25 protein-coding genes are annotated in these 24,378 nt (G+C 55.5%); 14 read left to right on the top strand and 11 right to left on the bottom strand.

The window, feature by feature from the left end; genetic code table 11:
* Positions 1 to 23 precede the first annotated feature (23 nt).
* The 6 genes from msrA to AC1931_RS13170 all read right to left on the bottom strand — a co-directional run bounded on the left by msrA (position 24) and on the right by AC1931_RS13170 (position 7,773).
* Positions 24 to 482: a peptide-methionine (S)-S-oxide reductase MsrA gene (msrA, locus tag AC1931_RS13195; RefSeq protein WP_483877742.1), complete on the bottom strand. Its 459-nt coding sequence runs from the start codon at positions 480 to 482 to the stop codon at positions 24 to 26.
* Positions 483 to 526: 44 nt separating this feature from the next.
* Positions 527 to 2,119 (bottom strand): DUF445 family protein, encoded by a 1,593-nt coding sequence (locus AC1931_RS13190; RefSeq protein ID WP_483877741.1) that lies wholly within the window; start codon positions 2,117 to 2,119, stop codon positions 527 to 529.
* 21 nt (positions 2,120 to 2,140) lie between these two features.
* Positions 2,141 to 3,136, bottom strand: coding sequence for a sugar phosphate nucleotidyltransferase (locus AC1931_RS13185; RefSeq protein WP_483877740.1), 996 nt, complete (start codon positions 3,134 to 3,136; stop codon positions 2,141 to 2,143).
* 48 nt (positions 3,137 to 3,184) lie between these two features.
* On the bottom strand, positions 3,185 to 4,552 hold the full coding sequence (gene rimO, locus AC1931_RS13180; RefSeq protein WP_483877739.1) for a 30S ribosomal protein S12 methylthiotransferase RimO: 1,368 nt from the start codon (positions 4,550 to 4,552) through the stop codon (positions 3,185 to 3,187).
* A 62-nt stretch (positions 4,553 to 4,614) separates the two neighbouring features.
* On the bottom strand, positions 4,615 to 5,100 hold the full coding sequence (locus AC1931_RS13175; protein ID WP_483877738.1) for a YajQ family cyclic di-GMP-binding protein: 486 nt from the start codon (positions 5,098 to 5,100) through the stop codon (positions 4,615 to 4,617).
* Positions 5,101 to 5,382: 282 nt separating this feature from the next.
* A complete protein-coding gene (locus AC1931_RS13170; protein ID WP_483877737.1) occupies positions 5,383 to 7,773 on the bottom strand; it encodes a penicillin-binding protein 1A in 2,391 nt (796 codons plus the stop codon).
* A gap of 216 nt (positions 7,774 to 7,989) precedes the next feature.
* On the opposite strand from AC1931_RS13170, the gene pyk reads away from it, so the two are divergent.
* The 13 genes from pyk (at position 7,990) to AC1931_RS13105 (ending at position 19,850) form a co-directional block, all read left to right on the top strand.
* Entirely contained in the window at positions 7,990 to 9,462 is a 1,473-nt protein-coding gene (gene pyk, locus AC1931_RS13165; protein ID WP_483877736.1) for a pyruvate kinase, read from the top strand.
* Positions 9,456 to 10,133, top strand: a complete 678-nt coding sequence (queC, locus tag AC1931_RS13160) for a 7-cyano-7-deazaguanine synthase QueC (RefSeq protein ID WP_483877769.1) — start codon at positions 9,456 to 9,458, stop codon at positions 10,131 to 10,133. Before pyk ends, queC begins: the two co-directional genes overlap by 7 nt.
* 25 nt (positions 10,134 to 10,158) lie before the next feature.
* Positions 10,159 to 10,929, top strand: a complete 771-nt coding sequence (folE2, locus tag AC1931_RS13155; protein ID WP_483877768.1) for a GTP cyclohydrolase FolE2 — start codon at positions 10,159 to 10,161, stop codon at positions 10,927 to 10,929.
* A 3-nt stretch (positions 10,930 to 10,932) separates the two neighbouring features.
* Entirely contained in the window at positions 10,933 to 11,649 is a 717-nt protein-coding gene (locus AC1931_RS13150) for a TIGR04282 family arsenosugar biosynthesis glycosyltransferase (protein WP_483877735.1), read from the top strand.
* A gap of 116 nt (positions 11,650 to 11,765) precedes the next feature.
* Positions 11,766 to 12,443 carry a protein TolQ gene (tolQ, locus tag AC1931_RS13145; protein ID WP_483877734.1) on the top strand — a complete coding sequence of 226 codons (678 nt, stop codon included), beginning with the start codon at positions 11,766 to 11,768 and terminating at the stop codon, positions 12,441 to 12,443.
* A 1-nt stretch (position 12,444) separates the two neighbouring features.
* A complete protein-coding gene (gene tolR / locus AC1931_RS13140) occupies positions 12,445 to 12,864 on the top strand; it encodes a protein TolR (RefSeq protein WP_483877733.1) in 420 nt (139 codons plus the stop codon).
* Between the two features lie 7 nt (positions 12,865 to 12,871).
* The gene (gene tolA / locus AC1931_RS13135) at positions 12,872 to 13,879 is read left to right on the top strand and encodes a cell envelope integrity protein TolA (protein WP_483877732.1); all 1,008 of its coding nucleotides are present in this window, start codon (positions 12,872 to 12,874) and stop codon (positions 13,877 to 13,879) included.
* Positions 13,879 to 15,177, top strand: coding sequence for a Tol-Pal system beta propeller repeat protein TolB (gene tolB / locus AC1931_RS13130; protein ID WP_483877731.1), 1,299 nt, complete (start codon positions 13,879 to 13,881; stop codon positions 15,175 to 15,177). The genes tolA and tolB overlap by 1 nt, the downstream gene beginning before the upstream one ends.
* Before the next feature lie 123 nt (positions 15,178 to 15,300).
* Positions 15,301 to 15,864 carry a peptidoglycan-associated lipoprotein Pal gene (gene pal / locus AC1931_RS13125; RefSeq protein ID WP_483877730.1) on the top strand — a complete coding sequence of 188 codons (564 nt, stop codon included), beginning with the start codon at positions 15,301 to 15,303 and terminating at the stop codon, positions 15,862 to 15,864.
* A gap of 74 nt (positions 15,865 to 15,938) precedes the next feature.
* Positions 15,939 to 16,736 carry a tol-pal system protein YbgF gene (gene ybgF, locus AC1931_RS13120; RefSeq protein ID WP_483877729.1) on the top strand — a complete coding sequence of 266 codons (798 nt, stop codon included), beginning with the start codon at positions 15,939 to 15,941 and terminating at the stop codon, positions 16,734 to 16,736.
* 95 nt (positions 16,737 to 16,831) lie between these two features.
* Positions 16,832 to 18,523 (top strand): cation:proton antiporter domain-containing protein, encoded by a 1,692-nt coding sequence (locus tag AC1931_RS13115; RefSeq protein ID WP_483877728.1) that lies wholly within the window; start codon positions 16,832 to 16,834, stop codon positions 18,521 to 18,523.
* A gap of 21 nt (positions 18,524 to 18,544) precedes the next feature.
* Positions 18,545 to 19,303: an MBL fold metallo-hydrolase gene (locus AC1931_RS13110; RefSeq protein ID WP_483877727.1), complete on the top strand. Its 759-nt coding sequence runs from the start codon at positions 18,545 to 18,547 to the stop codon at positions 19,301 to 19,303.
* A 25-nt stretch (positions 19,304 to 19,328) separates the two neighbouring features.
* On the top strand, positions 19,329 to 19,850 hold the full coding sequence (locus AC1931_RS13105) for a TrmH family RNA methyltransferase (RefSeq protein WP_483877726.1): 522 nt from the start codon (positions 19,329 to 19,331) through the stop codon (positions 19,848 to 19,850).
* A 64-nt stretch (positions 19,851 to 19,914) separates the two neighbouring features.
* On the opposite strand, the gene AC1931_RS13100 is transcribed toward AC1931_RS13105, so the two are convergent.
* The 4 genes from AC1931_RS13100 to AC1931_RS13085 form a co-directional block, all read right to left on the bottom strand.
* Positions 19,915 to 20,394: a YbhB/YbcL family Raf kinase inhibitor-like protein gene (locus AC1931_RS13100; protein ID WP_483877725.1), complete on the bottom strand. Its 480-nt coding sequence runs from the start codon at positions 20,392 to 20,394 to the stop codon at positions 19,915 to 19,917.
* Between the two features lie 175 nt (positions 20,395 to 20,569).
* Positions 20,570 to 21,085: a ferritin-like domain-containing protein gene (locus tag AC1931_RS13095; protein ID WP_483877724.1), complete on the bottom strand. Its 516-nt coding sequence runs from the start codon at positions 21,083 to 21,085 to the stop codon at positions 20,570 to 20,572.
* A gap of 166 nt (positions 21,086 to 21,251) precedes the next feature.
* Complete coding sequence (wrbA, locus tag AC1931_RS13090; RefSeq protein ID WP_483877723.1) at positions 21,252 to 21,866, bottom strand: NAD(P)H:quinone oxidoreductase; 615 nt, start codon at positions 21,864 to 21,866, stop codon at positions 21,252 to 21,254.
* A gap of 153 nt (positions 21,867 to 22,019) precedes the next feature.
* Positions 22,020 to 22,718 (bottom strand): pirin family protein, encoded by a 699-nt coding sequence (locus AC1931_RS13085; protein ID WP_483877722.1) that lies wholly within the window; start codon positions 22,716 to 22,718, stop codon positions 22,020 to 22,022.
* A gap of 176 nt (positions 22,719 to 22,894) precedes the next feature.
* Here AC1931_RS13085 and AC1931_RS13080 point away from each other — a divergent pair, with 176 nt between their 5' ends.
* Complete coding sequence (locus AC1931_RS13080; RefSeq protein ID WP_483877721.1) at positions 22,895 to 23,818, top strand: LysR family transcriptional regulator; 924 nt, start codon at positions 22,895 to 22,897, stop codon at positions 23,816 to 23,818.
* A gap of 4 nt (positions 23,819 to 23,822) precedes the next feature.
* Here the strand turns inward: AC1931_RS13080 and nikR are convergent, their stop codons facing one another.
* Positions 23,823 to 24,242 carry a nickel-responsive transcriptional regulator NikR gene (nikR, locus tag AC1931_RS13075; protein ID WP_483877720.1) on the bottom strand — a complete coding sequence of 140 codons (420 nt, stop codon included), beginning with the start codon at positions 24,240 to 24,242 and terminating at the stop codon, positions 23,823 to 23,825.
* Between the last annotated feature and the right edge of the window lie 136 nt (positions 24,243 to 24,378).

Here is a 24,378-nt window from a genome sequence, read left to right as displayed (position 1 = left end):
TGGCTAACCTCTTTCATATCAGTTTATCTTTGGGATTGTTTTTGAACATATCGCTGATGATATTCCTCCGCCCGCCAGAAGGTCGACGCCGGGACAATCGCGGTGACGACAGGATCATCATAATGCCCGGAGGCGTCAATCACCGCTACCAGTTCCGTGGCGAGTCGACGTTGTTCTTCATTGTAATAAAATACAGCAGAGCGATACTGGCTGCCGATGTCCCACCCCTGGCGATTGAGGCTGGTGGGATTGTGAAGGGTAAAAAAGCGCTCGAGCAATTGCTGATAGCTCACGCGGGCCGGATCATACTTCAGATCCACCACCTCGGCGTGGCCGCTTTCGCCACTGCAGACCTGCTGATAGGTGGGATGTTCGACATCACCCCCCATGTAACCGACCGCGGTATGAACAACACCATCAAGAACCCGTAACTTTTCTTCTACGCCCCAAAAACATCCTGCAGCAAAGGTAGCCCTGTTCATGATTTCACCTTTTTCAAAAACAACTGGAACTAGAGCCCGGACCGCTATAAGGTCAACAGGGCGAGTAGATTAATGCACCCGATCAAGAATCCCAAAAAGGCCCCGAACAGATTGATGTACTTGAACTGTTCCTTCATCACTCCCATAAGCAGATCCTCGACCTGGAGCAGATCAAGGCGATTGACCTTGTCTTCAACCATGCGCCGGACATTGAGGGTTTCGACCAGACGCGGGGCCTCCTGTTTCAGCATATCCTCCACCAGCCGGCAGACGGAAATGTCAATTTCACGGCGCAGATCCTGGGGCAGTCGCTCTGAGATTACGCCAAGGGGTTTCTGATAAATCCATACCTGTGTCTGTTCACTGATAAGTTCCTTCACCACCCGCTGCATCTGCTCTGAGCGCAGGGTTTCAACAAGATTCTCAGCAATCCGGTCAACCCCGCGCCTGATCCCGTCATCCGGCAGCAGCGCTGTCAGCAGTTGGTTAAAGGGGCGGTGCTTGATGCGATCCACGGCACTTTCTGTCAACACCAGGGCCGTATCAATGGTGGCACGTGACTGCAGACGATTCACCACCTGTTCACGGATAAATGCCTGGGTTCCCTCTATTTTTTGTGGGGAAAGATTTTCGGTAAAGCTTGCTACGGGACGATCAAGCAGCTGATCAATGCGCTGGCGCAGCAGGGTCGCCATCTGTTCGCGGGTACGTGGCTGGTGCAACCAGACAGCTATTTCATCACCGGCACGATCAAGAAATTCGGGGATCATGGCATAGAGCTTTTTCAGATCGATAAAACCGCTCAGCAGTCCGGCGAGCCCGCCCAGGGAATCAAGAAAACCGTCAATGGCCTTCTTCCCTTTTTTCACTAACTGGGCGCGAAAGACCGGATCCTGGAGCATCTCGCCAAACTTTTCAATCAGCGGTGGCAGCTCTTTTTCCAGTTGGGTCAGCAGGACCTCGACCAGTTCCGCCGGCAGATGATCCCGCAGCGGACGCTTGCTGGACAGCAACTGCTTGACCTTGCGATCAACGGCACCACCGACCAGGGCTGAGGTTGCCGGCGATTGAAACAGACGGGTATAGCGATTATCGAGATGGGTCTGCCAGGCGCGGTTGCGCTCCGGCGTCAGCAGGCCGGCAAGATCGCGCTCCAGCCACTGGTCCCCCTGCTCGCGCAAAAAACTGCGCACCTGTTCAGCAAACTGGTCACTGGCAAAGTATTTTAAAAGTAACGCAGCGAACTTGTTCCGGGACAGCAAGACAATTTCATCGAAGCGTGGGCGAAAATGCTCCGGTATCAGACTTGCCAGGGAGCCGCTGGGACGATCCAGCAGGAGGCTGAGCTTCTGCGTTACTGTCATCCGCAGTTCCAGCTGAATCGATTCTTTTCCCAACGATCGCCCGACATCGTCTGCCGTCAACAGATGATCACCGACCATCTCGCCCATGCGGCGTGCCAATTCAGCGCGCTTGGCCGGAATAATGCCGGGTGTCAGGGGAACCCGCAACCCGAACAGTCGCCACGCTCGTAACGGACGAAAGAGCATACGGATAGCGATGTAGTTGGTGACATAACCGATCAGCGCCCCGAGCAGTGGCGGTATCAGATAAGGTAGATAAGAGGTCAATTCCATGGTTACAGATGATACCGCCGGTTACTGATCCATTACGATCAGGGAATGGTCGCCGATATTCATGCGCCGCGGCACGCCGATCAGAGTGACTGAGTCGCCTAACAGCGACAGATGAAGGTTCATGTGGCTGACTTTGCAATCGGCATTGATAATCGAATCGCTGATGGTGCTGAAGTCGACATCGCTACCCGCAGCCACGGAGACATGGGGTCCGATAATTGAATGACGGATGCGCGCCCCCCGTTCAACATGAACCGGTTCAATCAGCACGCAATCCTCCACATCGCCATGAATATGGTGACGTCCTTCAAGCAGGTAGCGGTTGGTCTCAAGCAGGGTCTCGGGTTTGCCGCAGTCGAGCCAGGCATCGATCTGCGGTGCCTTGAATTTTTTTCCTTCAGTCATCATCCGCATGAAAACAGCGGGCAGATAATATTCCCCCTTGACCGTATCACCGGCGGCGATGGTGGCCTCTATCGCAGCAATAAATCCGGCACCATCCTTGAGATAATAGAGACCGACCTGAGCCAAACGTGAGACCGGGGTGTCGGGTTTTTCTACCATGTCAACGATATAGTCTCCGTCCATGACGTTGACCCCGAAACGCTGATAATCTTCAACTTCGCGGGAATAGATGAGGCCGTCGGCATCAGCGCAGAGATGATCGATCCGGGTCAGGTCGGTAACAAAGATGGTGTCGTTAAAGACCACCAGCAGATCATCGCCCGGCCGGATCGACGGCGCCGCCAGGGCTACGGCATGAGCCGGCCCGAGCCGCTGTTGCTGGACATGGTAGCTGCAGCTCAAGTCAGGGAAGTGCGCGGCCATAAAAGCTTTTACCTGACCGCCATTTTCATCCGTGATAAAAATATATTCATCGATATTCAGGGTCTTAAGGCGCTCAATGATGTGTTCGAGAACGGTTTTACCGGCGACCTTGACCAGTGATTTGGCCTTGGTATGGGTATGAGGACGCAGGCGGGTGCCCTTGCCGGCAACGGGGAGGATAGCTTTCATGGGTTTTTCTCCTTATTGTCCGCTAACGGTTTGTTCCGGCAGGTAGCGTCAGCCGTTGTCTGACGCGCCCGCGTTGTCACAGATCTCACCAATCAGATCGTAATCGGAAGAGTCGGTAATACACAGCTTCACGTAGTCGCCGATATTTGCCTGACCGGCAGTAATCAGACAGTGGCCATCAATATCCGGAGCCTGGCGGCGGCTGCGTCCTTTTAACAGCAGATCGGTTTCATCGCTGTAGCCTTCAATCAGCACATCTTCAATGTGACCGATCAGAGCACGATTTTTCTGGAAGGATACCCGCGCCTGAGCCTTCATCAAGCGTTTAAAGCGTGAGGTTTTGGTAGCGGCCGCTACTTGTTCAGGTAGCTGCGCCGCCGGGGTTCCCTCTTCACGCGAATAGCGGAATACGCCGACGCGCTCAAAGTGCCCTTCACCGACAAACTGCAGCAGTTTGTCGAATTGTTCGCGGGTCTCGCCGGGAAAGCCGACAATAAAGGTGGTACGCAGGGTCAAATCGGGAACCAGCTGACGCATACGTTTAAGCAGGGTCCGCGTGCCTGCTTCATCGAGGCGACGGTTCATCCGGCTTAAAATGCTGTCATCGATATGCTGGAGGGGCAGATCCAGGTAGTTACAGATTTTATCCTCCCTCGCAATCAGCTCCAGCAGTTCGTCGCTGATCCCTTCCGGATAGGCATAGAGCAGGCGCAACCAGACCAGACCGTCGATTTTGACCAGCTCACGTAGCAGCCCCGGCAGGGTGGCGCCATCGTTGCGGTCATGGCCAAAGGCGGTGATGTCCTGGGCGATCAGGTTCACTTCGGTGACCCCGTTCGCCACCAGGGAGTGCACTTCGGCGACCACCGAGTCGACGCTGCGCGAACGTAAATCACCGCGCAGCTGCGGAATCACGCAGTAGGAACAATGGTTGGAACAACCTTCGGCGATCTTGACATAGGTACTGTAAACCGGCGACGAGTTGACCCTGGGGGTGGTATGGTCATAAAGGAAATCGGGAATGCCGATTTCCCGCCGGGGAGTCGACAGCTGCAGTTGCTTGTCGATCAGTTCAACAATCCGTGCCCCTTCCGACGTGCCGATGAACAGATCGACCTCAGGCAGCTGCTCCTGCAGTTGCTCCTGATATCGCTGCGGCAGACAGCCGGCGACAATCAGCATTTGGCAGCGCCCGCTGTGCTTGTATTCTGCGACCTCAAGGATGGTGTCTACCGATTCCTCTTTGGCATCGTTGATAAAGGCACAGGTGTTGACGATGATAATGTCGGCCTGTTCTTCTTCGACAACGATATTAAAGCGACCGTCAGGCAAATGGCCAAGCATGACCTCGGCATCGACGAGGTTTTTCGGGCAACCAAGGCTGACCAGACTGACATTGAGTATGTTCACGGGCATGCAGATTTCCACGTGCAGAGGTTAACAGCAGATTCGACAGAGTGTGCCGGAAAGATAAAAAATCAAGAGCGCATATTCTCAAACTGCAGTTCAATCCCTAAGTCCTGGCCCTTGAGGAGCTGCATCACTTCCTGTAGATCATCAATTTTCTTGCCGGTAACACGAACCTGATCTTCCATGATCTGGGCCTGAACTTTGAGCTTGGTGTCCTTGATCAGCTTGACAACTTCCTTGCCTTTTTCCTTGCTGATCCCCTGGATGATGGCGACCCGCACCCGCACGGCTCCGGCTGATGCCGGTTCGACCTTGCCATAGTCAAAACATTTGGGGGACAAGCCGCGACGCACCAGTTTGCTGATCAGAATATCCTTGATCGCTTCGAGCTTGTATTCGTCCGCGGCAAGGATTTTCAGGGAATCCTTTTCCAGCTCCAGTTCATTGACGGTTCCTTTGAAGTCATAACGCTGGGTGATCTCCTTGATCGCCTGGTTGACTGCATTGTCAACCTCCTGCAGATCAACCTTGGAGACAATATCGAAACTTGGCATTTCTATCCTCCCTGAACTAAAGATCTGTTGATGATTATCCAAGCTGTAGCGTAATTATTCAGCTGCAGTCCTGCGCGCAGGGTCGGGGAACCTGTGGCAAGGGTTTTTGTCGCCATGGACGGCGACAAAAAGCGGTCATGGAAGACGAAAAGCGTCCCTTGACATAGGGTTCCCGACCCGGTGCAGAACAGATACGTTGTGGCTTTATAGCACAAAACCGCTCGCCGGCAATAGCGCAGGAGCGGTGAAAAAGGGCAGGGTGATGTCGCAAAAAAGCGGTCGTTATAGGTCCAGACGGAAGAAGTCACGTGCCTTGAACTGCGGCTCGCTGCTCATGCGGGTTGGCGCACTGCCTGGAGAAAAGGCTTCATAGTAGGCATCCTTGCTGTCTTCCGCGACGAGCAGGCCGTTCTGCCGGTCGATGGGATAAAACTCAATGGTATCGGGAACCGGAAAATGTTCCGGCGGATACAGTTTGATCGCCTCCTGCATGAACGCGATCCAGGCCGGCAGAGCTGCACGGCCACCGGTTTCTCTCCGGCCGAGGGGTTGTTCCTGATCATAGCCGATCCAGGAAACCGCCGCCAGCTGCGGGATATAACCGACGTACCAGGCATCTTTCAGGTCGTTAGTGGTGCCGGTTTTTCCCGCCGATGGACGGTTCAGCGCCCGTGCCTGACGCCCGGTGCCGTGCTGGACCACGCTTTCCATAATGTTGGTGGTCAGATAAGCGGTTTCCGGTGAGATGACCCGGCGTGGGGCTTGACGGATCAGGCGTTGGTCGGCGGCCATCCCAGTGGCAAAATCGGTTGGATCAATCGATTCGAGAATGCGCCCGTTACGGTCGCGGATCCGGGTAATATAGGTAGGTGGCGAGAGAATGCCGCCACTGGCAAAAACCGTATAGGCGGTGAGCATTTCCATGGGAGTAATGGCGGTGGAGCCCAGGGCCATGGACAAATCGCGCTGGAGCGGCGTCTCGATACCAAGTTTCTGTGCGTAACTGGCCGCATAACCGACCCCGATATCCTCAAGAATCTTGACGGTGACAACGTTACGTGAATGGGTCAGCGCTTCACGGAAGCGCGTCGGACCGTAAAACTTTTCTTCATAATTTTTGGGCTTCCACTCTTCCACTTCACCGGTTTCAACCAGCTGGTTTTCATAGATCAGGGGGGTATCAAGAATGATGCTCGCGGGGGTGTAGCCCCGATCAAGGGCGGCGGCATAAATAATCGGCTTGAATGCCGAGCCCGGTAACCGCTGAGCCTGGATAGCACGATTGAACTGGCTCTTGCGAAAATCATAACCGCCGACCATGGCGCGAATCTGGCCGGTACGCGGATCGATAGCAGCCAGGGCTGCCTGGGCCAGGGGTTCCTGCTCGAGTGCCAGTTCCAGTGGATCAGCGGCTGCATTGAGAACCCGGACATCGATGACAGCGCCTAAAGGCAGACGGGTAGAATCATTATCATCGGCATTGCCGGTGGGCTCCGTCCCGGCATCAACCACTTCAATGGTGCCTGCCCAGTCGGTTGCACTGATGGAAATCGTCGCGTTGCGGTCACCGATGCGGCAGAGAATCCGATCATCACTGCGACCGACAACCACGGCCTGGGTTTCTGTACCAACTTCTATTGCGCCATCAGCAAATTCCTGACCTTGGGCGGCCAAAAATTCAATCTGTTCTGCTTCATTGAGAATCATCTCAACCGGACGGAATCCACGGCGTTTATCATGGGCCCGCAGGTTCTGTTTGACCGCCTCCTGGGCCGCCTCCTGCAGTTTGAGATTGATGCTGGTTTCCACCTGCAGACCGCCGGTATAAAGCAGATCTTCACCAAAGCGCTGTTCAAGATAGCGGCGTACCTGCTCATTGAAATAGGCGGTGACATCCAGCAGGGTGTTAAGACGAGGGGTAATGATCACTTCTTCGTCTTCAGCGGCGATCTTCTCGGCCGGGGTGATATAGCCTTCTTCCAGCATCCGTCCGAGGACATATTTCTGGCGATCCATAGCCCGTTGATAGTTACGATAGGGAGAATAGCGGCTGGGGGCCTGGGGGAGTCCGGCAAGGATTGCCGATTCAGCCAGGGTCAGTTCTTCAACGGTTTTATCGAAATAGCTGCGGGCAGCGGCTTCGACCCCGTAAGAGCGGTGGCCGAGGTAGATCTGATTCAGATAGATATAGAGGATATCCTCCTTGGTCAGGGACTGCTCCATCCGCCAGGCGAGGATCGCCTCCTTGAATTTACGGGTAAAGGTGCGCTCCGGCGTCAGCAGCATGGTTTTGGCTACCTGCTGGGTAATGGTGCTGCCCCCCTGGGAAATGCCCCCAGCTTTAATATTATTGATAGCGGCGCGCATGATAGAGATAAAATCGATGCCCTGGTGCTTGAAGAAGCCGGCATCTTCGGAGGCCACAAATGCCTGGACCAGGGTTTTCGGCATTTTTTCGTAGGGCACCAAAAAACGCCGTTCGTGGGAATACTCGGCAATCACCGTGCCGTCGTCAGCGTAAATGGTGGTGATCAGCGGCGGCCGGTAATCGGCCAGGGACTCGACCTGAGGCAGGGTTGCGGAAATATAAAAATAGGCACCAAGCAGCACCGCAGCAGCCAGCACGGGAGTAGCGAGAACAGCGAAAAAAAGGTATGTTAGCAGACGCTTCATATGATTTTTATAGACTTGTAGTCAAAAAATTGTTTCTGTTAAACGGCACATCTATGTGAGTGCGAGAAAGATCAATGGAGATATATAACATGGGTACCGAGGGGGAGCAACCGGATCTGTGAGGCTGGCATCCGTCTAGTTAAAGGCCCAAGGTTGCAGCCAGTCTGTTTTTTTCAATAAGACCCTGTAGATGGCGCATAGCGCTGGAGGAAATGAATGTACCGACACACCAAAATTGTTGCCACGGTAGGGCCGTCCTGTGGCGAGCGTGAGCAACTCGAAAATCTGCTCAAGGCCGGAGTTGATGTGTTCCGGTTGAATTTTTCCCACGGCGAACTGGAACAGAAAAAAGTCTGGATCGACCAGATTCGTGAACTCTCGATATTGCACCGCAAAGCCGTATCGATTCTTGGCGATCTCCAGGGGCCGAAAATTCGCACCGGCATGATGCGTGGTGGCGTACAGACGCTGACTCGCGGCCAGAAAGTGATCGTCACCACCGCTGACGTTGAAGGCGGGGATGGTGTTATCCCGACCAATTATCAGGATCTGCCCGGTGACGTTGAGGCCGGCGACCGGATTCTGCTTGATGACGGACAACTGGAACTCGAAGTAGTGCGCAGCAACGGTGTCGAGGTTCATTGTGTGGTCAAACAGGGGGGACAGCTCAAGGACCGCAAAGGGATCAACCTGCCCGGCGTCAAGGTTTCGACCCCGGCGCTGACCGACAAGGACTATGCGGATCTTGAATTTGCTATCGCGCAGGAACTCGACTGGGTGGCTCTCTCCTTTGTTCGCACGGCGGAAGAGGTCTGTCAGCTCAAACAGATTATTTTTGACCATCATTCCCCGATCCGGGTGATTGCCAAAATTGAAAAGCCGGAAGCGGTAGCCAACTTCAGCAAAATTCTCGCCGCTACCGACGGAGTGATGGTGGCGCGTGGTGACCTCGGGGTTGAGCTTCCGTCGGAACAGGTGCCACTGATCCAGAAAGGAATCATCCGCCAGTGCAACGAAGCCGGCAAGCCGGTGATCACCGCCACCCAGATGCTCGAAAGCATGATCGGTAATCCGCGTCCGACCCGTGCGGAGACATCCGATGTTGCCAACGCGATTCTTGATGGTACCGATGCGGTGATGCTGTCGGGGGAAACTGCGGCGGGGCTGTTCCCGGTGGCTGCGGTCGAGGTGATGGCTCGCATCGCCCATGATGTCGAAGCCGATCAGATCCTGAATCCACGGCGCTCTTTTAAGGTTGAAATCTCAGGTGTTCACCAGAATATCCCCGATGTGATCGGCCAGGGCGCCTGCCAGGCCGCTGAACATGTTGGCGCGGCAGCTATTCTGGCTTTTACCCAGACCGGCAGCACCGCGACCCTGGTGGCCAAGTATCGCCCATCCCTGCCGGTTTACGCGGTAACACCGACCCAGCAGGTGCGCCGCCATCTCGCCATGTATCGCGGGATCAGCTCCCTGCGTGTCGACATCCAGGGGGATACGGAAGCGCAGATCGCTTCGGTTGAAAAAGTCGTGTTGGAAAAAGGGCTGTTAAAACCCGGCGATGTGGTGGTGATCACCATGGGCAGCCCGGTCTCGGCGCCGGGGACCACCAATCTGCTGAAGATTCACCGTCTCGGTACCGGCAAGTTTTATGAGGTGCACGGGGCACCTTATCGGGTGACATCATGAAAAAAGCCGTCGTTCTATACAGTGGTGGTCTCGATTCAACCACCTGCATGGCAATTGCCAAAGAGCAGGGATTTACTCCCTACGCGTTGAGTTTCAACTATGGCCAGCGCCATGCCGTGGAGCTGGAAAAGGCCCGTGAATATGCGCCGCTGATCGGTGCCGCCAACCACCTGGTGATCGATATCGACATGCGTCTGGTCGGTGGCAGCGCCCTGACGGCTGATATCGATGTGCCCAAGGACGCACCAGAGGATAGTGGCATTCCGATTACCTACGTGCCGGCACGCAACACGATTTTTCTCTCTTTTGCCCTCGGTTGGGCCGAGGTGCTTGGCGCCGGCGATATCTTTATCGGCGTTAACGCTATGGACTATTCCGGTTATCCCGACTGCCGGCCCGAGTTTATCAGCGCTTTTCAGGAGCTGGCTAATCTGGCGACCAAAGCGGGGGTTGAAGGTCAGGGCTACCACATTCAGGCTCCGCTGATCGACCTCACCAAGGGGGAGATTATTCGCTGTGGTCTCGACCTTGGTGTTGATTACCGGTTGACCCATTCCTGCTATGATCCGACCCCGGCGGGACTGTCCTGTGGCCATTGTGATTCCTGCCGATTACGTTTGAAGGGCTTTGCCGAAATCAACCAGAAGGATCCACTGACCTATGCACCCTGACCCCTTGCTTTCCATCCGCCAGCAGATGCCCGACCTGCAGCAGAGCCCCGACGAGCGCCGGATCGCTATCGACAAGGTCGGCGTCAAGGACATCCGTTATCCGATTGTCGTACAGGATAAACACCGTGAGCGCCAATATACGGTGGCGCGGGTCAATATGTATGTCGACCTGCCGGCCCACTTCAAAGGCACCCATATGAGTCGGTTTATCGAGGTGCTTAATCTCTATCACGGCGAGATCAGTGTCGATAATATCGAAACGATCCTGACCGAGATGAAAAACCGCCTGGGTGCCGATCGTGCTCATCTGGAGCTCGATTTTCCCTATTTTATTGAAAAGCGCGCACCGGTATCAGGCGCGCGCGGCCTGCTCGAATATCAGTGCCGAATGGTCGGTACTCTGGCAGATCAGTTTGATTTCATGCTCGAGGCGCGGGTGCCGGTGACCTCCCTGTGCCCCTGTTCCAAAGAGATCAGCGAGCGGGGCGCCCACAACCAGCGCAGCCTGGTGACAGTGCGCGTGCGCTACAGTGAGCATATCTGGCTTGAAGATCTGATCGCGTGGGTCGAGGAGTGTGCCAGCTGCGAGGTCTACGCCCTGCTCAAGCGTGAAGACGAAAAGGCAGTGACCGAACGTGCTTACGATAACCCGATGTTTGTTGAGGATATGGTGCGGGCAGTGACCGAAAAGCTCGCAGCGCAAAGGCGGATCCGCTGGTTCAGTATCCAGTGCGAGAATTTTGAGTCGATTCACAACCATTCGGCCTATGCCATGGTGGAACATGGAGCCCGCTAGACCGTGGATAAGTCTGTGGAAAAAGTGGATAAGTATCTTTCAGGCACAAAAAAAACCCGGATTTTAGGGATTTTTGCCAAGCAACCACTCCCCGGGAGGGTGAAAACCCGCCTCTGCCCTCCCCTGACACCTGAACAGGCTGCCGACCTCTACCGGGTTTGCCTGCAGGAGACCGTGACCCGCATGCGCTCACTCGCCGGGTGCGAACTGGTTATCTGTTACAGTGGTGACGAGGATTGGTTTGCTGCCGCATTTCCCGGCGTGAAGCTGGTTCCCCAATGTGGCAGGGACCTGGGTGAACGCATGGCGCGCTGTCTGTCGGACTGGCTGGCCGCAGGTTATGAGGCGGCGCTGCTGATCGGCAGTGATGCTCCGGATCTGCCGTTGGAAAGAATTTCACAGGCCTTCAGTGCCCTCGCGCGTGCCGACCTGGTTCATGGACCGGCGGTCGATGGCGGTTTTTATCTGGTCGGTGAAACAACCCATCATGCGCAGTTGTTCCAGGGAATTCCCTGGAGTACCGGTCAGGTACTTGCACAAACCCGGGCCAAGGCAAATCAACTGAAGTTGCGTTCAGTACTGCTCGAGCCCTGGGAGGATCTTGATGATCTGCCCGCCCTGTTGCGCCTGGTGACCCGCACGCCCCACTCGCCGACAGCAATCCATATCAAAAAAGTGCTAAAACACAGTCCCGATACCGTCGTCGACAGCTTGACTTAAATAGCTCCACTGCCGGATAATCCAGCGGCAAAAACCAGCGTAAATATCACAATAAACGCCCGCTGTAGCGGGAACAATCGTTTGCGAACAAAAAATCGGATAAAGGAGAGTCCCCCTTGCTCGAACTCGTATTAAGTTCCGGACCTGTAGTTAAAAGTGTCCTGCTGGTCCTGGTCTATTTTTCCCTGGTATCCTGGGCGATCATTTTTTACAAACTGGCGGTTATCCGCAAGGCGATGGGTGAAACTGACCGCTTTCTCGATTTTTTCTGGAGCAAGAAACGCTTCGATCTGATCGGCCAGGGAATCAAGGAATTCAGCCATTCTCCCGTCGCCTGCCTGTTCCGTGAAGGCTATCATGAGCTGCTGCAGCAAAAAAAACGCCCCGTCGGTGATGAAGCAACGGAAGAATTTACCAGTCGTATGGCCAATACCGACATTGTTGCCCGCGCCCTGCGCCGGGCCACGACTCAGGAAACCCAGCGCCTGGAAAAATATCTGACCTTTCTCGCTACCACCGGTTCCATCACCCCCTTTATCGGCCTTTTTGGTACGGTCTGGGGGATCATGGATGCCTTTCACGGCATCGGTCAAACCGGTAGCGCCTCTCTGGCGGTTGTCGCTCCGGGTATTTCTGAAGCCCTGGTAGCAACGGCCATTGGCCTGGCGGCGGCAATTCCGGCAGTCATCGGTTACAATCACTTCCTTAACAAGGTCAATGAATTGATCAGTGAAATGGATAATTTCAGCCAGGAATTTCTGAACATTCTCGAACGGATGGAGCGGGGCAAATAGCATGGATGTCAGACGTAGCGGCCCCCGCCGCAGTGCCATGGCCCAGATTAATGTCACGCCGTTTGTCGATGTCATGCTGGTGCTGCTGATTATTTTCATGGTTACCGCGCCGATGCTCGACCAGGGAATGGAGATTGATCTACCCCAGGTGCAACAAACCCCCGGACTGCCGGCGGATATCGAACCGATGGTCGTGGTATTACAGCGCAACGGCCAGATCAAGGTTGATCGGGTTGAGGTTGAGGGGATCGGTACTCTTGAGCGTGTTGTTCGTCAGGCGCTGCAGAATCGCCCCGATCTGCAGGTATTTCTCGAGGCAGACCAGGCTGTTGCCTATGGCCTGGTGGTGCAGGTGATGGCGGCCATCAAGCAGGCTGGAGTCGACAAGCTGGGAATGGTCACCCGTCTGCCGGAAGATTGAACAGCCCATGACGTATCAGTCTTCCGAGAAGAAACACCGCCGTCCGCCGCGCCTGGAGACCGACTTTTTCAAAATGCTGGGCGTGTCGGTATTGCTCCATCTGCTGTTGGTAGGCCTCTACTTTACGCCGTTTTTTCAGCGTGCTCCGGTAACGCCGCCGCCGGTCTATCGGGTTAATCTGGTCAATGCCCCGGTGCTCAACCCACAGGCCGGGCGTCCTGAGGCAGCGCCGCAGCCCCCGGCACCGCAACCGGCTCCCCCCGCTCCGGTGAGCGAACCTGATCCTGTCCCGGAACCTGAACCGGCACCGCTGCCAGAGCCGGAGCCAGAACCCGTTCCGGCGCCGGAACCGGAACTGATCCCCGGGCCTTCGCCGGAAGAACTTGAGCGTGAGCGTCTGGCCGAGGAGCAACGCAAACGCGACGAGGCCGAGAAGAAACGCCTGGCCGAAGAAAAACGTCGGCGCGACGAGGCTGAGAAGAAACGTCTGGCCGAAGAGCAGCGCAAGCGCGCGGAAGCTGAGCGCCAGCGCCTGGCGGAACAACAGCGCCAGCAGGAAGATCGCGCGCGCGAACAGCGCCTGGCGGAACTCGCAGCGCAACGCCAGCGTGAAGAGGACGAACGTGCACGCCAGGAGCGCCTTGACGCGTTGCGCGCTGCAGCCCGGGCCGAGACTGAAGCACCTGCGTCTCCCATTGCCAACGCGCCGGTCGGCATGCCCGATGGCCGCGGAAATGAAGAAGGTGTCAGTGCCAGCGCTTATGTTCAGGAATTTATCCGCCGGAACTGGACCTTTCCCCGCGCTCTGGCGACCGGTAATCCGGAGGCGGTGGTGCGGGTTACCTATAATGCGGCCGGTACCCGCACCAGTTTCAGCTGGGTTAGTCGCTCCGGCCATGCCGCCTTCGATGATTCCCTGGTGCGCGCCCTGACCCTTTCCCGGCAACTGCCCCAACCGTTGCCCCAGACCATGGAATTTACCATTACCTTCAATCTCAAGGAGATGCTTAATTGATGAAGTCATTGTTGCGCCTGCTGGTTGTCGCTTTGCTAACCCCGGTTCTTGTCAGCCCCGCTGTTGCCAGCAGTATTGAGATCAGTTCACCGGGACAACAGGCCATCCCGCTGGCGTTGAATCCGATTCTGCCGATTACCACAGCGCATCCGGAGATTGCCGCCGAGTTCGATCAGGTGCTGGAATATGACCTGGAGTTCTCCGGGCTCTTCCGCTTCACCGACCCTGCTTCCTTTTTGAGCGATGCCAGGCACCTCGGACTGCAACGCAGCGATGTCAATTTTCCCCAATGGCGGGTTCTTGGTTCCGAACTGCTGATCAAGGGGGGTTACCAGCTCAACGGTGATCAACTGACCATCGATATGCGGTTGTACGATGTCACCAGTCAACGTCTGCTGACCGGCCGACGTTATGTCGGCCAGCGCAGCGATGTGCGCAAGATCGCCCATACCTTTGCTGATCAGGTGCTGGAGCAACTGACCGGCGACAGCGGTCCTTTTGCCACCAAAATCGCCTATATTTCCGAGCAGACCGGCAACAAGGAACTCTACCTGATGGATGTCGACGGCCATGGTGCGGTGCGTCTGACCGCTCATCGCTCCATCGTGCTGAATCCTGATTTTTCACCGAGGAGCAAGGAACTGATCTTTACTTCCTACAGCCAGGAAAACCCTGACCTGTTCCGCAAGGAGATCTACACCGGTCAGGAATCACGCCTGTCGTTTCAGCAGGGGCTCAATATCAGTGGTCGTTTCAGCCCGGATGGGCGGCAGATTGCCCTGACCCTGTCAAAAGACGGCAATGCCGAGATCTATCTGATCGGTACCAACGGGACCCTGTTGCGGCGCCTGACCAACCACTATGCGATAGATGTCGACCCGTCCTGGAGCCCGGATGGTAATCGTCTGGCCTTTGTCTCGGATCGCCTCGGCAACCCCCATATCTTTATCGTTGACATCCACAACCGCGAGGTCAAGCGCTTGACCTATGACGGCCGCTATAATGCCACTCCCGCCTGGAACCCGAAGAGCGATCGGATTGTCTTTTCACGCATGGAGGACAGCATCTTTAATCTCTTCACGATCAACCCTGACGGTAGCGACGAGCGCCAGATCACCTTTGGCCCCGGCAACAAGGAGCACCCGCGCTGGAGCCCTGATGGACGCTTTCTGGTGTATTCCTATGATGATGGCCGCGGAAAATCAATGTGGATGATGCGCGCCGATGGTAGTGGTGCCAGGCGTATTGCTGCTGCCGGAGACCGGGCATCGCATCCAGCCTGGTCAGAGCGCTGGTAATTTAACGGCTTAAGCGATGTTTGTTGTTTTTCTACCGGGTTATTGTATAATGCGGATTGACCGATGTATTTTAAATGCTAGGTTATAATCATTTTCTCGCGTAGGCGAAAGGAGCAGTTGGGTATGAAATTTTTGTCTGTTGTACGTTTTCTGGTTATCGGTTTTGCTTTTACTGTGTTGGCAGTCGGGTGCGCCAAGCAGCCGGTTATGGAAGAAACCCCTGTTCCAGCCCAGCCGGCCCAGGTTGTTGTTGAACAGCCGGTACCTTCGGTAGTGCAGGAAGCTCCCATTACTGATACCAGTATGGCGATGACTGCTGAAGAGGCCGCAGCTGAGGCGCGTCGCGCCGCCGCTTCCGGTCTGCAACGCATTCACTTTGAATTCGACAGATCCGACCTGACCGAAGAAGCCAAGCAGATTCTGGTCAACAATGCCGGTCTGCTGCGTGCCGCTCCCCAGGTGAATGTGCTGATTGAAGGACACACCGATGAGCGCGGCTCCGATGAATACAACCTGGCCCTGGGTGAGCGTCGTGCTATTTCTGCCCGCAACTTCCTGGTTTCCCTTGGGGTTGCCGCAGATCGTCTGCGCATCATCTCCTATGGCGAGGAAATGCCGGTTGCGCTGGAGCGCAATGAGGACGCCTGGGCCAAGAACCGCCGGGCTGAATTCAAGATTTCCCGTTAATATGTCCATATGATGGATCAGGGCCGCCCATTGTCATGATGTGCGGCCCTTTTTAGTTGCAGCAGGAGGAAAAAATGCGTTTAGCGCTGGTTATAATGCTGATGTTGTTGATTGGCGGCTGCGTCCCCCCCAGCCAGACTCAGTTACGGCTGGAAATGGATCTCGAGCAGATGAAGCGACGGCTGGCACAGCTTGAAGTGCAGCGGGCCGACACAGCGCAGACGGAAGTGGTGGATGGCACCGGCTTGCAGCGTCAGGTGGCGGAAATGCAGGCCGGTCTCGACAACCTGCGGGTGGAGTCACATTCAGTTAATGGCCTGATCGACGACCTCGGGCGCCGGCAGCGTGATCTTGGCGATGAACTGCGGCTGATCCAGGATGATCTGAACCTGCAGATCGATTCCCTGACCAGCCGTATCGAAGAGCTGGAGGCCGGCGGCATGACGGCTGGCGGTGAAAGCGCCGCACCGACACAGCCGCAACCTGCGGCAGCACCTCAGCAGACTCCGGAACAGCAGTATGAGCAGGCATTGCAGCTGATTCGGGATGGTATCGATTTCGTGCGTGGGCGTGAGCAGATGGAAGCCTTTATCCAAAACTATCCGGATCATGATCTCTACGTCAACGCTCTCTACTGGACCGGTGAAGCCCTGTACGGCGAAAAAAAGTTTGAGCTGTCGATCCTTCAGTTTCAGGATGTCATCAGCCGCTATCCACGCCACAGCAAAGCACCGGATGCTCTCTACAAGCAGGCCCTGGCCTTTAATTCCCTTGGGGATGGTCAGAATGCCCGGGCAACCATGCGCAAACTGATCGACAGCTACCCGGCCAGTGACCAGGCCCGGGCCGCCGAGCGTTTTCTGCAGAATTGATCATCTTGTTAGCGATCAGCAGTATAAGGATCTATCAGAAAGGGGCAGCTTTCAGCTGCCCCTTTTAAGCCCTGCCGTCACGAAGAGCTGGCCGTATGTCGCAACTTTCCCACAGTGAAATTACCGCCCTGTTTCTCGCCCTGGGGCTGCTCCTGGCTTCGGCCCGCCTCTTGGGAGAACTGACGCGGGCCATGGGCTTGCCGGCCGTGCTCGGGGAGATAACCGCCGGGATATTATGGGGGCCAACGGTATTCGGAACCCTTTTTCCGCAGTGGAGCGCTTTTCTTTTTCCCGTTTCCGGCGGCGGGGCCCTCGCTTTTGATGGGCTGATCACCCTGGCGATCACCTTGTTTCTGTTGGTGGCAGGGATGGAGATTGACCTGTCGACGGTATGGCGTCAGGGCAAGGTTGCTCTTTATGTCGCCCTGCTGGGGATGTTCTTTCCGTTCGCTTTTGGTTTTATGGCGGGCTGGTGGACGCCTGGGTTGCTCGGCTTTGAGCCGGGCGCTCATCCTCTCGCCTTCGCTCTGTTTATGGCAACGGTCCTCTCTATTTCGGCACTACCGATCATTGCCAAGATTCTCATGGATCTCAACATTTATCGTAGTGATCTGGGTGTTATTGTTATCGCCGCCGCGGTTTTTAATGATCTGCTGGGTTGGCTGGTTTTTGCCATGGTGCTGGGGATGCTTGGCGTCGGCCAGATGATGCCTCTGGGTTATACCATCGGCATGACCCTGATATTTGTGCTGGTCATGATCCTGGTAATGCCGTTGCTGCTCAATCAGATTCTCCCCTGGATTCAGGCTCACAGCAGTTGGCCGGGTGGAATTCTTGGGTTCGCTCTTTCATTCTGTTTGCTGGCCGCGGCATTTACCGAATGGATCGGCATCCACGCAATTTTCGGGTCTTTTCTTGCGGGTGTCGCTCTGGGTGATTCGAAGCATCTGAATGAGCGTACCCGGACCACCATCGAACAGTTTGTTTCCTTTATTTTTGCCCCGCTGTTTTTTGCCAGCATCGGGTTAAGGGTTAACTTTGTCGATAACTTTAACCTGTGGTTGACGCTGGTGATCCTGCTGCTCGCCATGTCCGGCAAGATTCTGGGGAGTACCCTCGGGGCCCGTCTGGGCGGGCTGCCCATGCGCGAATCGTTGGGCGTCAGTTTTGGTATGAGTGCCCAAGGTACCATGGGAATCATTCTTGGGGTGCTGGCCCTGCAGTTTGAGCTGATTTCCCAGGAAGTATTTGTCAGTCTGGTAGTGATGGCACTGGTAACCTCGCTCCTGAGTGGTCCACTGATGCAGCGCGTGTTGCGTCTAAAAAAAGCCCGGCGGTTTGTTAACTTTTTTCCACCCCAGGGTTTTATCCTGCGACTCAGTTCGAGCGACCGCTGGTCTGCCATCCATGAGCTGGCCAAGCTGGCCGGTCCCTTGATCGATAAAAAATCCGAGGAAATCACCCGCGCGGTGTATGCCCGGGAAAAAATGATGGCCACCGGTATTGGCCAGGGGGTCGCAGTGCCCCATGCGCGCCTGCCGGGGCTGACTGCGCCGTTGGTACTGGTCGGCCTGTCACGTACCGGAATCGATTTTGATGCACCGGATGCGGCGCCCGCCAAGGTGATTTTTCTCATCCTGGCCCCCCTGGATGATGACGGCGTGCAGCTGGAAATTCTGGCAGATATCGCCGCAACCTTCAAGGTAGCAGAGATCCGCGAAAAAGTAGGCAACGTCAATAACTATGTCGAGTTTCTTGCCCTGGTGCGCAGCGCGCGCGGGCAGTAGGTGCATGGGGTAGCAACCTTGATGACGAATACAACCACTTCCAGTCTGACATTTACCTGCATCGGCAGCGGCGATGCCTTCCACTCCGGCGGGCGGCTGCACAGCTGTTTCCATCTTGATGCTGCTGACACGCGGTTGCTTCTCGACTGCGGCTCATCCAGTCCGGCCGGTCTCGCGCGCTATGGCATCAACAGCGACCAGCTCGATGGCGTGATTGTCAGTCATCTGCACGGCGATCACTTCGGCGGCATCCCTTATCTGTTGCTGGCCGGTAAATACCTGCAGCGCCGTACCCGTCCGCTGCTCTGCGCTGGTCCGGAAGGCCTGCAGCAGCGGGTTGAGCAGGTGTTTGAGGCCCTTTATCCGGGGGTTCTCACAGACGGCCTCGGATTTGCGGTCACCTACCGGGTCCTGGAGCCTGCCGCTGCCCTGAATATTCAGGGTGCACGCATCAGTTGCGTACCGGTTGCCCACGGTGGTGGTGCGCAGGCGTTGGGAATCCGCATTGAGATCGGCGGGCACATCATCAGTTTCAGCGGCGATACCGAATGGACTGAACAGTTGCCGGTGCTGGCACAGGGAAGCGATCTGTTTATCTGCGAATGTTTCAGTTACGATCAGCCTGCTCCAGGTCACCTGGACTATGTCACCCTGATGCGTGAGAAAGAGCGTTTTGCCACCGGGCGCCTGGTGTTGACTCACCCGGGACCGCAGTTGCTGGAACGGGCCGAGCAGCTGGAGCTGGAGCTGCTGGAGGATGGGACACGGCTTTTGTTATGAAGACTGTCAGAGGGCAGCAGGTATAATGAGCACCAAGAGAGATCGAACCTGGCTGACACGTTATCGCAAGGAGCGGCAGAAAAATATCCTCGCCCAACCCGGTCCCCATGAATTTGTCCTGATTCTCGATCAGCTCAAGGCCGGGTTCAACGTGCCGAAAATCTTCCGCAGCGCCGAGGCCTTCGGTGCTGCCGCTGTTCACCTGATCAATATCGGTCCCTTTGACCCGGCCCCGGCTAAGGGGTCTTTTCGCAAGGTGCCGGCGGTCTTCCACGAGGATTTTGGGTCCTGCCACCAGCTGCTCAGCGAACAGCAGTACCGTTTTTTTCAGCTCCGCCCTGACGCCGAAACACCGCTGCACGCGATAGACTTGCCTGCCAGAAGCGCCTTTGTTTTAGGCCACGAGGAGTTCGGATTCAGTTTCGGCCAGGACTCCTATGCGGGTATTGAGCCCCTGGCGATTCGCCAGTTCGGCTCGATCCGCTGTCTAAATGTCAGTGTCGCTGCCACCATCGTAATGTATGAATATGTCAGACAGTTCAGCTAGTTTCTGCCCGGAAAAGGGCCGTTTCCGGAGCAGAAACTTATCAGCTCGTCGCTTGAGTTTCCAGTTACGCCCGCTTGTAGGTTCCGATCAGTCGGTTCATGCCGATGATATGGGGTTCAAGTTTTTCCAGTAATTGCCACATATTCAGCCCTTCCGGTAAATCTGTCGCTTTGTCCAGCGCCAGAATCCAGAAATAATACTGATGGGTACCATGGCCTTCCGGGGGCATGGGCCCGCCATAACCTGCGTTCCCGAAATTGTTCTGGCCCTGAGTATATGCCGACACACCTTCTTCCAGGCTGTTTATGTTTGCCGGGATGTTATACAGCACCCAGTGAACAAAGCCATAGGTGCCGTTGGGAGAGACCAGCGGGGCATCGGGATCATGACAGATGACCGCGTACCCCTTGGCGCCATCAGGCACATCAGTCCAGGATAACGGTGGTGAGACATCAATCCCTTCGCCCGTGTACTTGCTCGGAATGTCACCACAATTCTCAAAAACATTGCTCTTTAGTTGCATCGCTGAGGGTGCGAATCCCATGATGTAGGCCTCCTTAACTGTGGATTGTGAACAGACACATGGTCGTAGCCGGGGATAAACGTGGGCAAACCGGCAACAACGGTTTTAGTTTCACAGGTCCGCTCCTTGTGCGAACCGGCGTCGATAACTTACCGCGGGTAAAGGCAAGGACCGTCCACCCTTGTGCGCGGATCGTTCAGGCGTCCGTATCGCGCCCAAAATTCCGGAATTCCTCAAGATTACTGAATTCTCCCCAGGCAAGGTACTCGTTGGGGGCATTGACAAAATCATACAGGTTTTCAATGATGTTGTAATGCTTTTGCTCCTCTTTAATGACGCGCTGGAGCAGATCCTTCACCTCGGGGTTGGTTTCATGGGTCAAGGCTTCTTCGTAAACCCGCGCAGCTTCTGCTTCGATTTTCATGGCATGGCGGTAGGCGCCGAGATTATCCTGAAGGTGGCTTACCGCAGGTTTTTCCTGCAGCAGTTTTTCAAAGGTGTTTTTGGCGTTGTTTAACGCCTCGCTATCCCTCATGGCAGCGATACCAGGACGTTCCTTCATGGACTTGAAGATCTCAAAGTGTTTTTTTTCGTCAGCAGCCAGATCCAGAAAAATATTTCTGATGCCTTCCATGTCAGTCTGTTCCGCCAACCTCTGGTAATAGGCTTCGGCATCCGTTTCCATCTTTATCGCAAAATCAAAAATATCCATCGTCTCTCCTTTGGTTGTGGGCGTTATCATGGAGATTAATAATCGTATCAACAGCAGGCTTGCTGTCAAGGTGTGTTGAAATATCTCTAAATAAAACACCCCAACGGCGGGGTAGAGCCTTGTGTGGTGGTTATTGTTTTAATGCCGTCGTGGCAGCAACGACCCTTCAACCCTTGAGCTTTTTGGCAATCCGCGCAACATGGGCGCCCTGGAAGCGGGCTCCGGCCAGCTCGTTGTCGCTGGGCATCCGTTCTCCCTGGCCACCGGTAATGGTTGACGCCCCGTAGGGAGATCCTCCGGTAATCTCGCTGTTGTCCATCTGGCCGGCAAAGGAATAGGGGAGTCCCACCACGACCATGCCGTGGTGCAGCAGGTTAGTGTGGAAGTTGAGAATAGTCGACTCCTGGCCGCCGTGCTGGGTGGCTGAACTGACAAAGACGCTGCCGACCTTGCCGATCAGCGAACCGTTGAACCACAGGGCGCCGGTGGCATCGAGGAACTGGCGCATCTGCCCGCACATGTTGCCGAATCGGGTCGGCGTACCGAAAATAATGCCGTCAGCTTCCGCCAGATCATCCACCGTCGCCACCGGGATATGCGCCATCGACTTCTGCGCTTCAACCGCGCCCATCTTCTCCAGCACCTCATGGGGCAGGGTTTCCGGTACCCGCTTGATGACGACCTCGCAGCCATCAACCTCACTTACGCCTTCTGCTATCGCTTCTGCCATTTTATAAATGTGACCATACATGCTGTAATGAACAATCAGAATTTTAGCCATGGTGCGCTCCTTCCATTATCAAGTTAAAGGTAATTATTCAAACAACCGCGTTACATGGGAGCGGGGCTGCCATAACGAGGGCGTCTGTCGCCATGGACGGCGCAATCGTGGTAATCCCGCTCCCGTGCCGAACGGTTACAGTTAAAGCCGATATCATGCCAGGTCAAACAATAATGCCTCGGCGGACTGCTGTCCGGTCAGGGTCAGTTGTACTTCAGCGCTGACGGCGGCTCCATCTCCCTGCTGTAAGAGGGTTCCGTTTGCCCTGATAGTGCCGCGCACGACCTGAACCCACAAATAACGCTCTGGTGACGTCCGGTGGACAACCTCTTGTCCCTGATCCAGCACCGTGGCGTACAGACAGGCATCCTGATGGATGGTCACAGAGCCGTCACGACCGTCGGGCGAGGCAAGCAGGCACAATCTCCCGCGTTTTTCCGCTGCGGGAAAATATTTCTGCTCATAACCCGGCGTTATTCCCTGTTGCTCAGGATGAATCCAGATCTGCAGAAAATGAACCGGCATCTTTTCCGAATGATTCTGTTCGCTGTGGATAACCCCGCTACCGGCGCTCATGAGCTGGACATCGCCGGGACGGATGACCGAGCCGTTGCCCATATTGTCCTGATGTCCCAACTCCCCTTCAAGAACATAGGAGATGATCTCCATGTCACGGTGGGGGTGGGACGAGAAGCCCCTGCCCGGAGCCACCCGATCCTCGTTGATCACCCGCAGGCAGCGAAACCCCATGTGCCGGGGGTCGTGGTAGTCGGCAAAGGAAAAGCTGTGGTAGCTGTCCAGCCAGCCGTGATTGGCATGACCGCGTTCCGATGAAGGTCTGATGGTAAGCATGGTGGAGCTCCTTGTAGCGATGGTGATTGAGCCGAACCTTTATTTATTACAATTATAGTCAGGCATAGAATAGAATAAAAATATTTTATATGGATTAACTTCATAGTTAAAATCTATAGTGTGAGTTGCCTGCCACTGCGAAAGTGCTTGCGTAATAACAGAAGGAAGGAACTTTTATGACCCTTGACCAGCTCAGGATTCTGACCGCTATTGCCGATCAGGGCAGCATCCTTGCCGCGGCCGGGACGCTACATCGTACTCAGCCAACCATCAGCGTCGCCATGCGCAAACTGGAAGATGAACTGGATCTGTCCCTCTTCGATCGCAGCAGTTACAGAGCCCTGTTGACGCCCCAGGGCGAACAGCTGTGTCAACATGCCCGCGAGATTCTCAAGCAGGTAGAACATTTTCGATCCCGCGCTAAATATCTTGCAACCGGGTACGAGCCGACAATTTCCCTGGCAATCGAGGCCGGCTATCCACTGCCCCAGATTCTGGGAGTGTTACGCAGAAGCGAAAAGACCTACCCGGAAACCCGACTCCATCTGCAGATTGAAAACATCGGTGGGGCCCTCGATAAATTACGACAAGGCGAGGTCGATCTGGCGATCAGTCCCTGGCTCGATGACATCCCGGAGCTTGAGTCTATCCCCTTGACCTTTACCACCCTGGTGACGGTCGCTACGCCCCGCTTTATTCGGGATCACCAGATCAGTGATCTGGACTCGCTGAAACGGCAGGTACAGATTGTCGTGCGTGACAGTGGCGATACCGGCACCGTCAGGTCGCCGGGAACCTTGCCCGGCGGCCGCCACTGGGTGGTAAACGATCACTACAGTAAAAAAGAGCTGATTCTGGCGGGAATGGGCTGGGGCAAGCTGCAGGATTATCTGATGACCGATGAGCGTGCAACCGGAAAACTGGCTATTCTTGAGGTCAGTGGCTACCCCAGTGAGAGTGCCATCGAAATGCGCGCCGTGCGCCGCCGCGATGAACCGGTCGGTCCTGTCGCTGCAGCCCTGTGGCGGAATCTGGTTGAATTGGGCGCCAAGCCGTTTGATCCTAAACAGACAGGGCCGGGGGTAGCAATCGAGGAATAATCTCTCAGGTCAGGTTGGAGCCGGTGGTGGTCATCACCAGTTTGCCATGTTTGACCCCCTTGGTGCCGATCAGTTCATCGGCGAGTTTTCTGACTTGCGCGGCGCTGCCACGAACCACGGCGACTTCCAGGCAATTGTGCGCGTCAAGGTGAACATGGAGGACGGAAATGATGTCCTGGTGGTGGTTATGTTGATGCTCGGTGAGTTTGTCGGATAAGTCGCGGGTGTGGTGATCATAGACCAGGGTGACGGTAGCGACGGTCTTCCCGTCTTCCTGTGACCATTCCCGTTCAACCAGGGCGTCACGCATCAGGTCACGCACCGCTTCACTACGATTTTGGTACCCCTTCTCGGCAATTAACTGATCAAACTGGTGGAGCAGGTTCGCATCGATAGAAACACCGAAACGGATTGTGTCGTTCATAAACGGGCCTCATAAAGGAAGGGCTGCCAACATGCGAAGCCTTTCCCGGTCACGTTACCGGGCAATCGGCTTATACCTGGCAGGCGATGGTCCCGCAACTTGACGCCTGTGGCCGGGTTTGGCAGTCTATACTAAC

Source organism: Pelovirga sp. C15f, from assembly GCF_057178085.1.
Note: the sequence above shows the minus strand (reverse complement) of the source record. Positions and strands in the feature narration are given on the sequence as shown.

Excerpts from the sequence above, each read along its gene's own strand:
- AC1931_RS13095 (WP_483877724.1), bottom strand. The coding sequence starts at position 21,085 with ATGGATATTTTTGATTTTGCGATAAAGATGGAAACGGATGCCGAAGCC.
- AC1931_RS13085 (WP_483877722.1), bottom strand. The coding sequence starts at position 22,718 with ATGCTTACCATCAGACCTTCATCGGAACGCGGTCATGCCAATCACGGC.
- AC1931_RS13175 (WP_483877738.1), bottom strand. The coding sequence starts at position 5,100 with ATGCCAAGTTTCGATATTGTCTCCAAGGTTGATCTGCAGGAGGTTGAC.
- pyk (WP_483877736.1), top strand. The coding sequence starts at position 7,990 with ATGTACCGACACACCAAAATTGTTGCCACGGTAGGGCCGTCCTGTGGC.
- msrA (WP_483877742.1), bottom strand. The coding sequence starts at position 482 with ATGAACAGGGCTACCTTTGCTGCAGGATGTTTTTGGGGCGTAGAAGAA.
- AC1931_RS13115 (WP_483877728.1), top strand. The coding sequence starts at position 16,832 with ATGTCGCAACTTTCCCACAGTGAAATTACCGCCCTGTTTCTCGCCCTG.
- tolA (WP_483877732.1), top strand. The coding sequence starts at position 12,872 with ATGACGTATCAGTCTTCCGAGAAGAAACACCGCCGTCCGCCGCGCCTG.
- AC1931_RS13105 (WP_483877726.1), top strand. The coding sequence starts at position 19,329 with ATGAGCACCAAGAGAGATCGAACCTGGCTGACACGTTATCGCAAGGAG.
- AC1931_RS13185 (WP_483877740.1), bottom strand. The coding sequence starts at position 3,136 with ATGAAAGCTATCCTCCCCGTTGCCGGCAAGGGCACCCGCCTGCGTCCT.
- ybgF (WP_483877729.1), top strand. The coding sequence starts at position 15,939 with ATGCGTTTAGCGCTGGTTATAATGCTGATGTTGTTGATTGGCGGCTGC.
- tolB (WP_483877731.1), top strand. The coding sequence starts at position 13,879 with ATGAAGTCATTGTTGCGCCTGCTGGTTGTCGCTTTGCTAACCCCGGTT.
- AC1931_RS13100 (WP_483877725.1), bottom strand. The coding sequence starts at position 20,394 with ATGGGATTCGCACCCTCAGCGATGCAACTAAAGAGCAATGTTTTTGAG.
- AC1931_RS13110 (WP_483877727.1), top strand. The coding sequence starts at position 18,545 with ATGACGAATACAACCACTTCCAGTCTGACATTTACCTGCATCGGCAGC.
- nikR (WP_483877720.1), bottom strand. The coding sequence starts at position 24,242 with ATGAACGACACAATCCGTTTCGGTGTTTCTATCGATGCGAACCTGCTC.
- AC1931_RS13170 (WP_483877737.1), bottom strand. The coding sequence starts at position 7,773 with ATGAAGCGTCTGCTAACATACCTTTTTTTCGCTGTTCTCGCTACTCCC.
- AC1931_RS13080 (WP_483877721.1), top strand. The coding sequence starts at position 22,895 with ATGACCCTTGACCAGCTCAGGATTCTGACCGCTATTGCCGATCAGGGC.
- tolR (WP_483877733.1), top strand. The coding sequence starts at position 12,445 with ATGGATGTCAGACGTAGCGGCCCCCGCCGCAGTGCCATGGCCCAGATT.
- rimO (WP_483877739.1), bottom strand. The coding sequence starts at position 4,552 with ATGCCCGTGAACATACTCAATGTCAGTCTGGTCAGCCTTGGTTGCCCG.
- wrbA (WP_483877723.1), bottom strand. The coding sequence starts at position 21,866 with ATGGCTAAAATTCTGATTGTTCATTACAGCATGTATGGTCACATTTAT.
- AC1931_RS13190 (WP_483877741.1), bottom strand. The coding sequence starts at position 2,119 with ATGGAATTGACCTCTTATCTACCTTATCTGATACCGCCACTGCTCGGG.
- folE2 (WP_483877768.1), top strand. The coding sequence starts at position 10,159 with ATGCCCGACCTGCAGCAGAGCCCCGACGAGCGCCGGATCGCTATCGAC.
- pal (WP_483877730.1), top strand. The coding sequence starts at position 15,301 with ATGAAATTTTTGTCTGTTGTACGTTTTCTGGTTATCGGTTTTGCTTTT.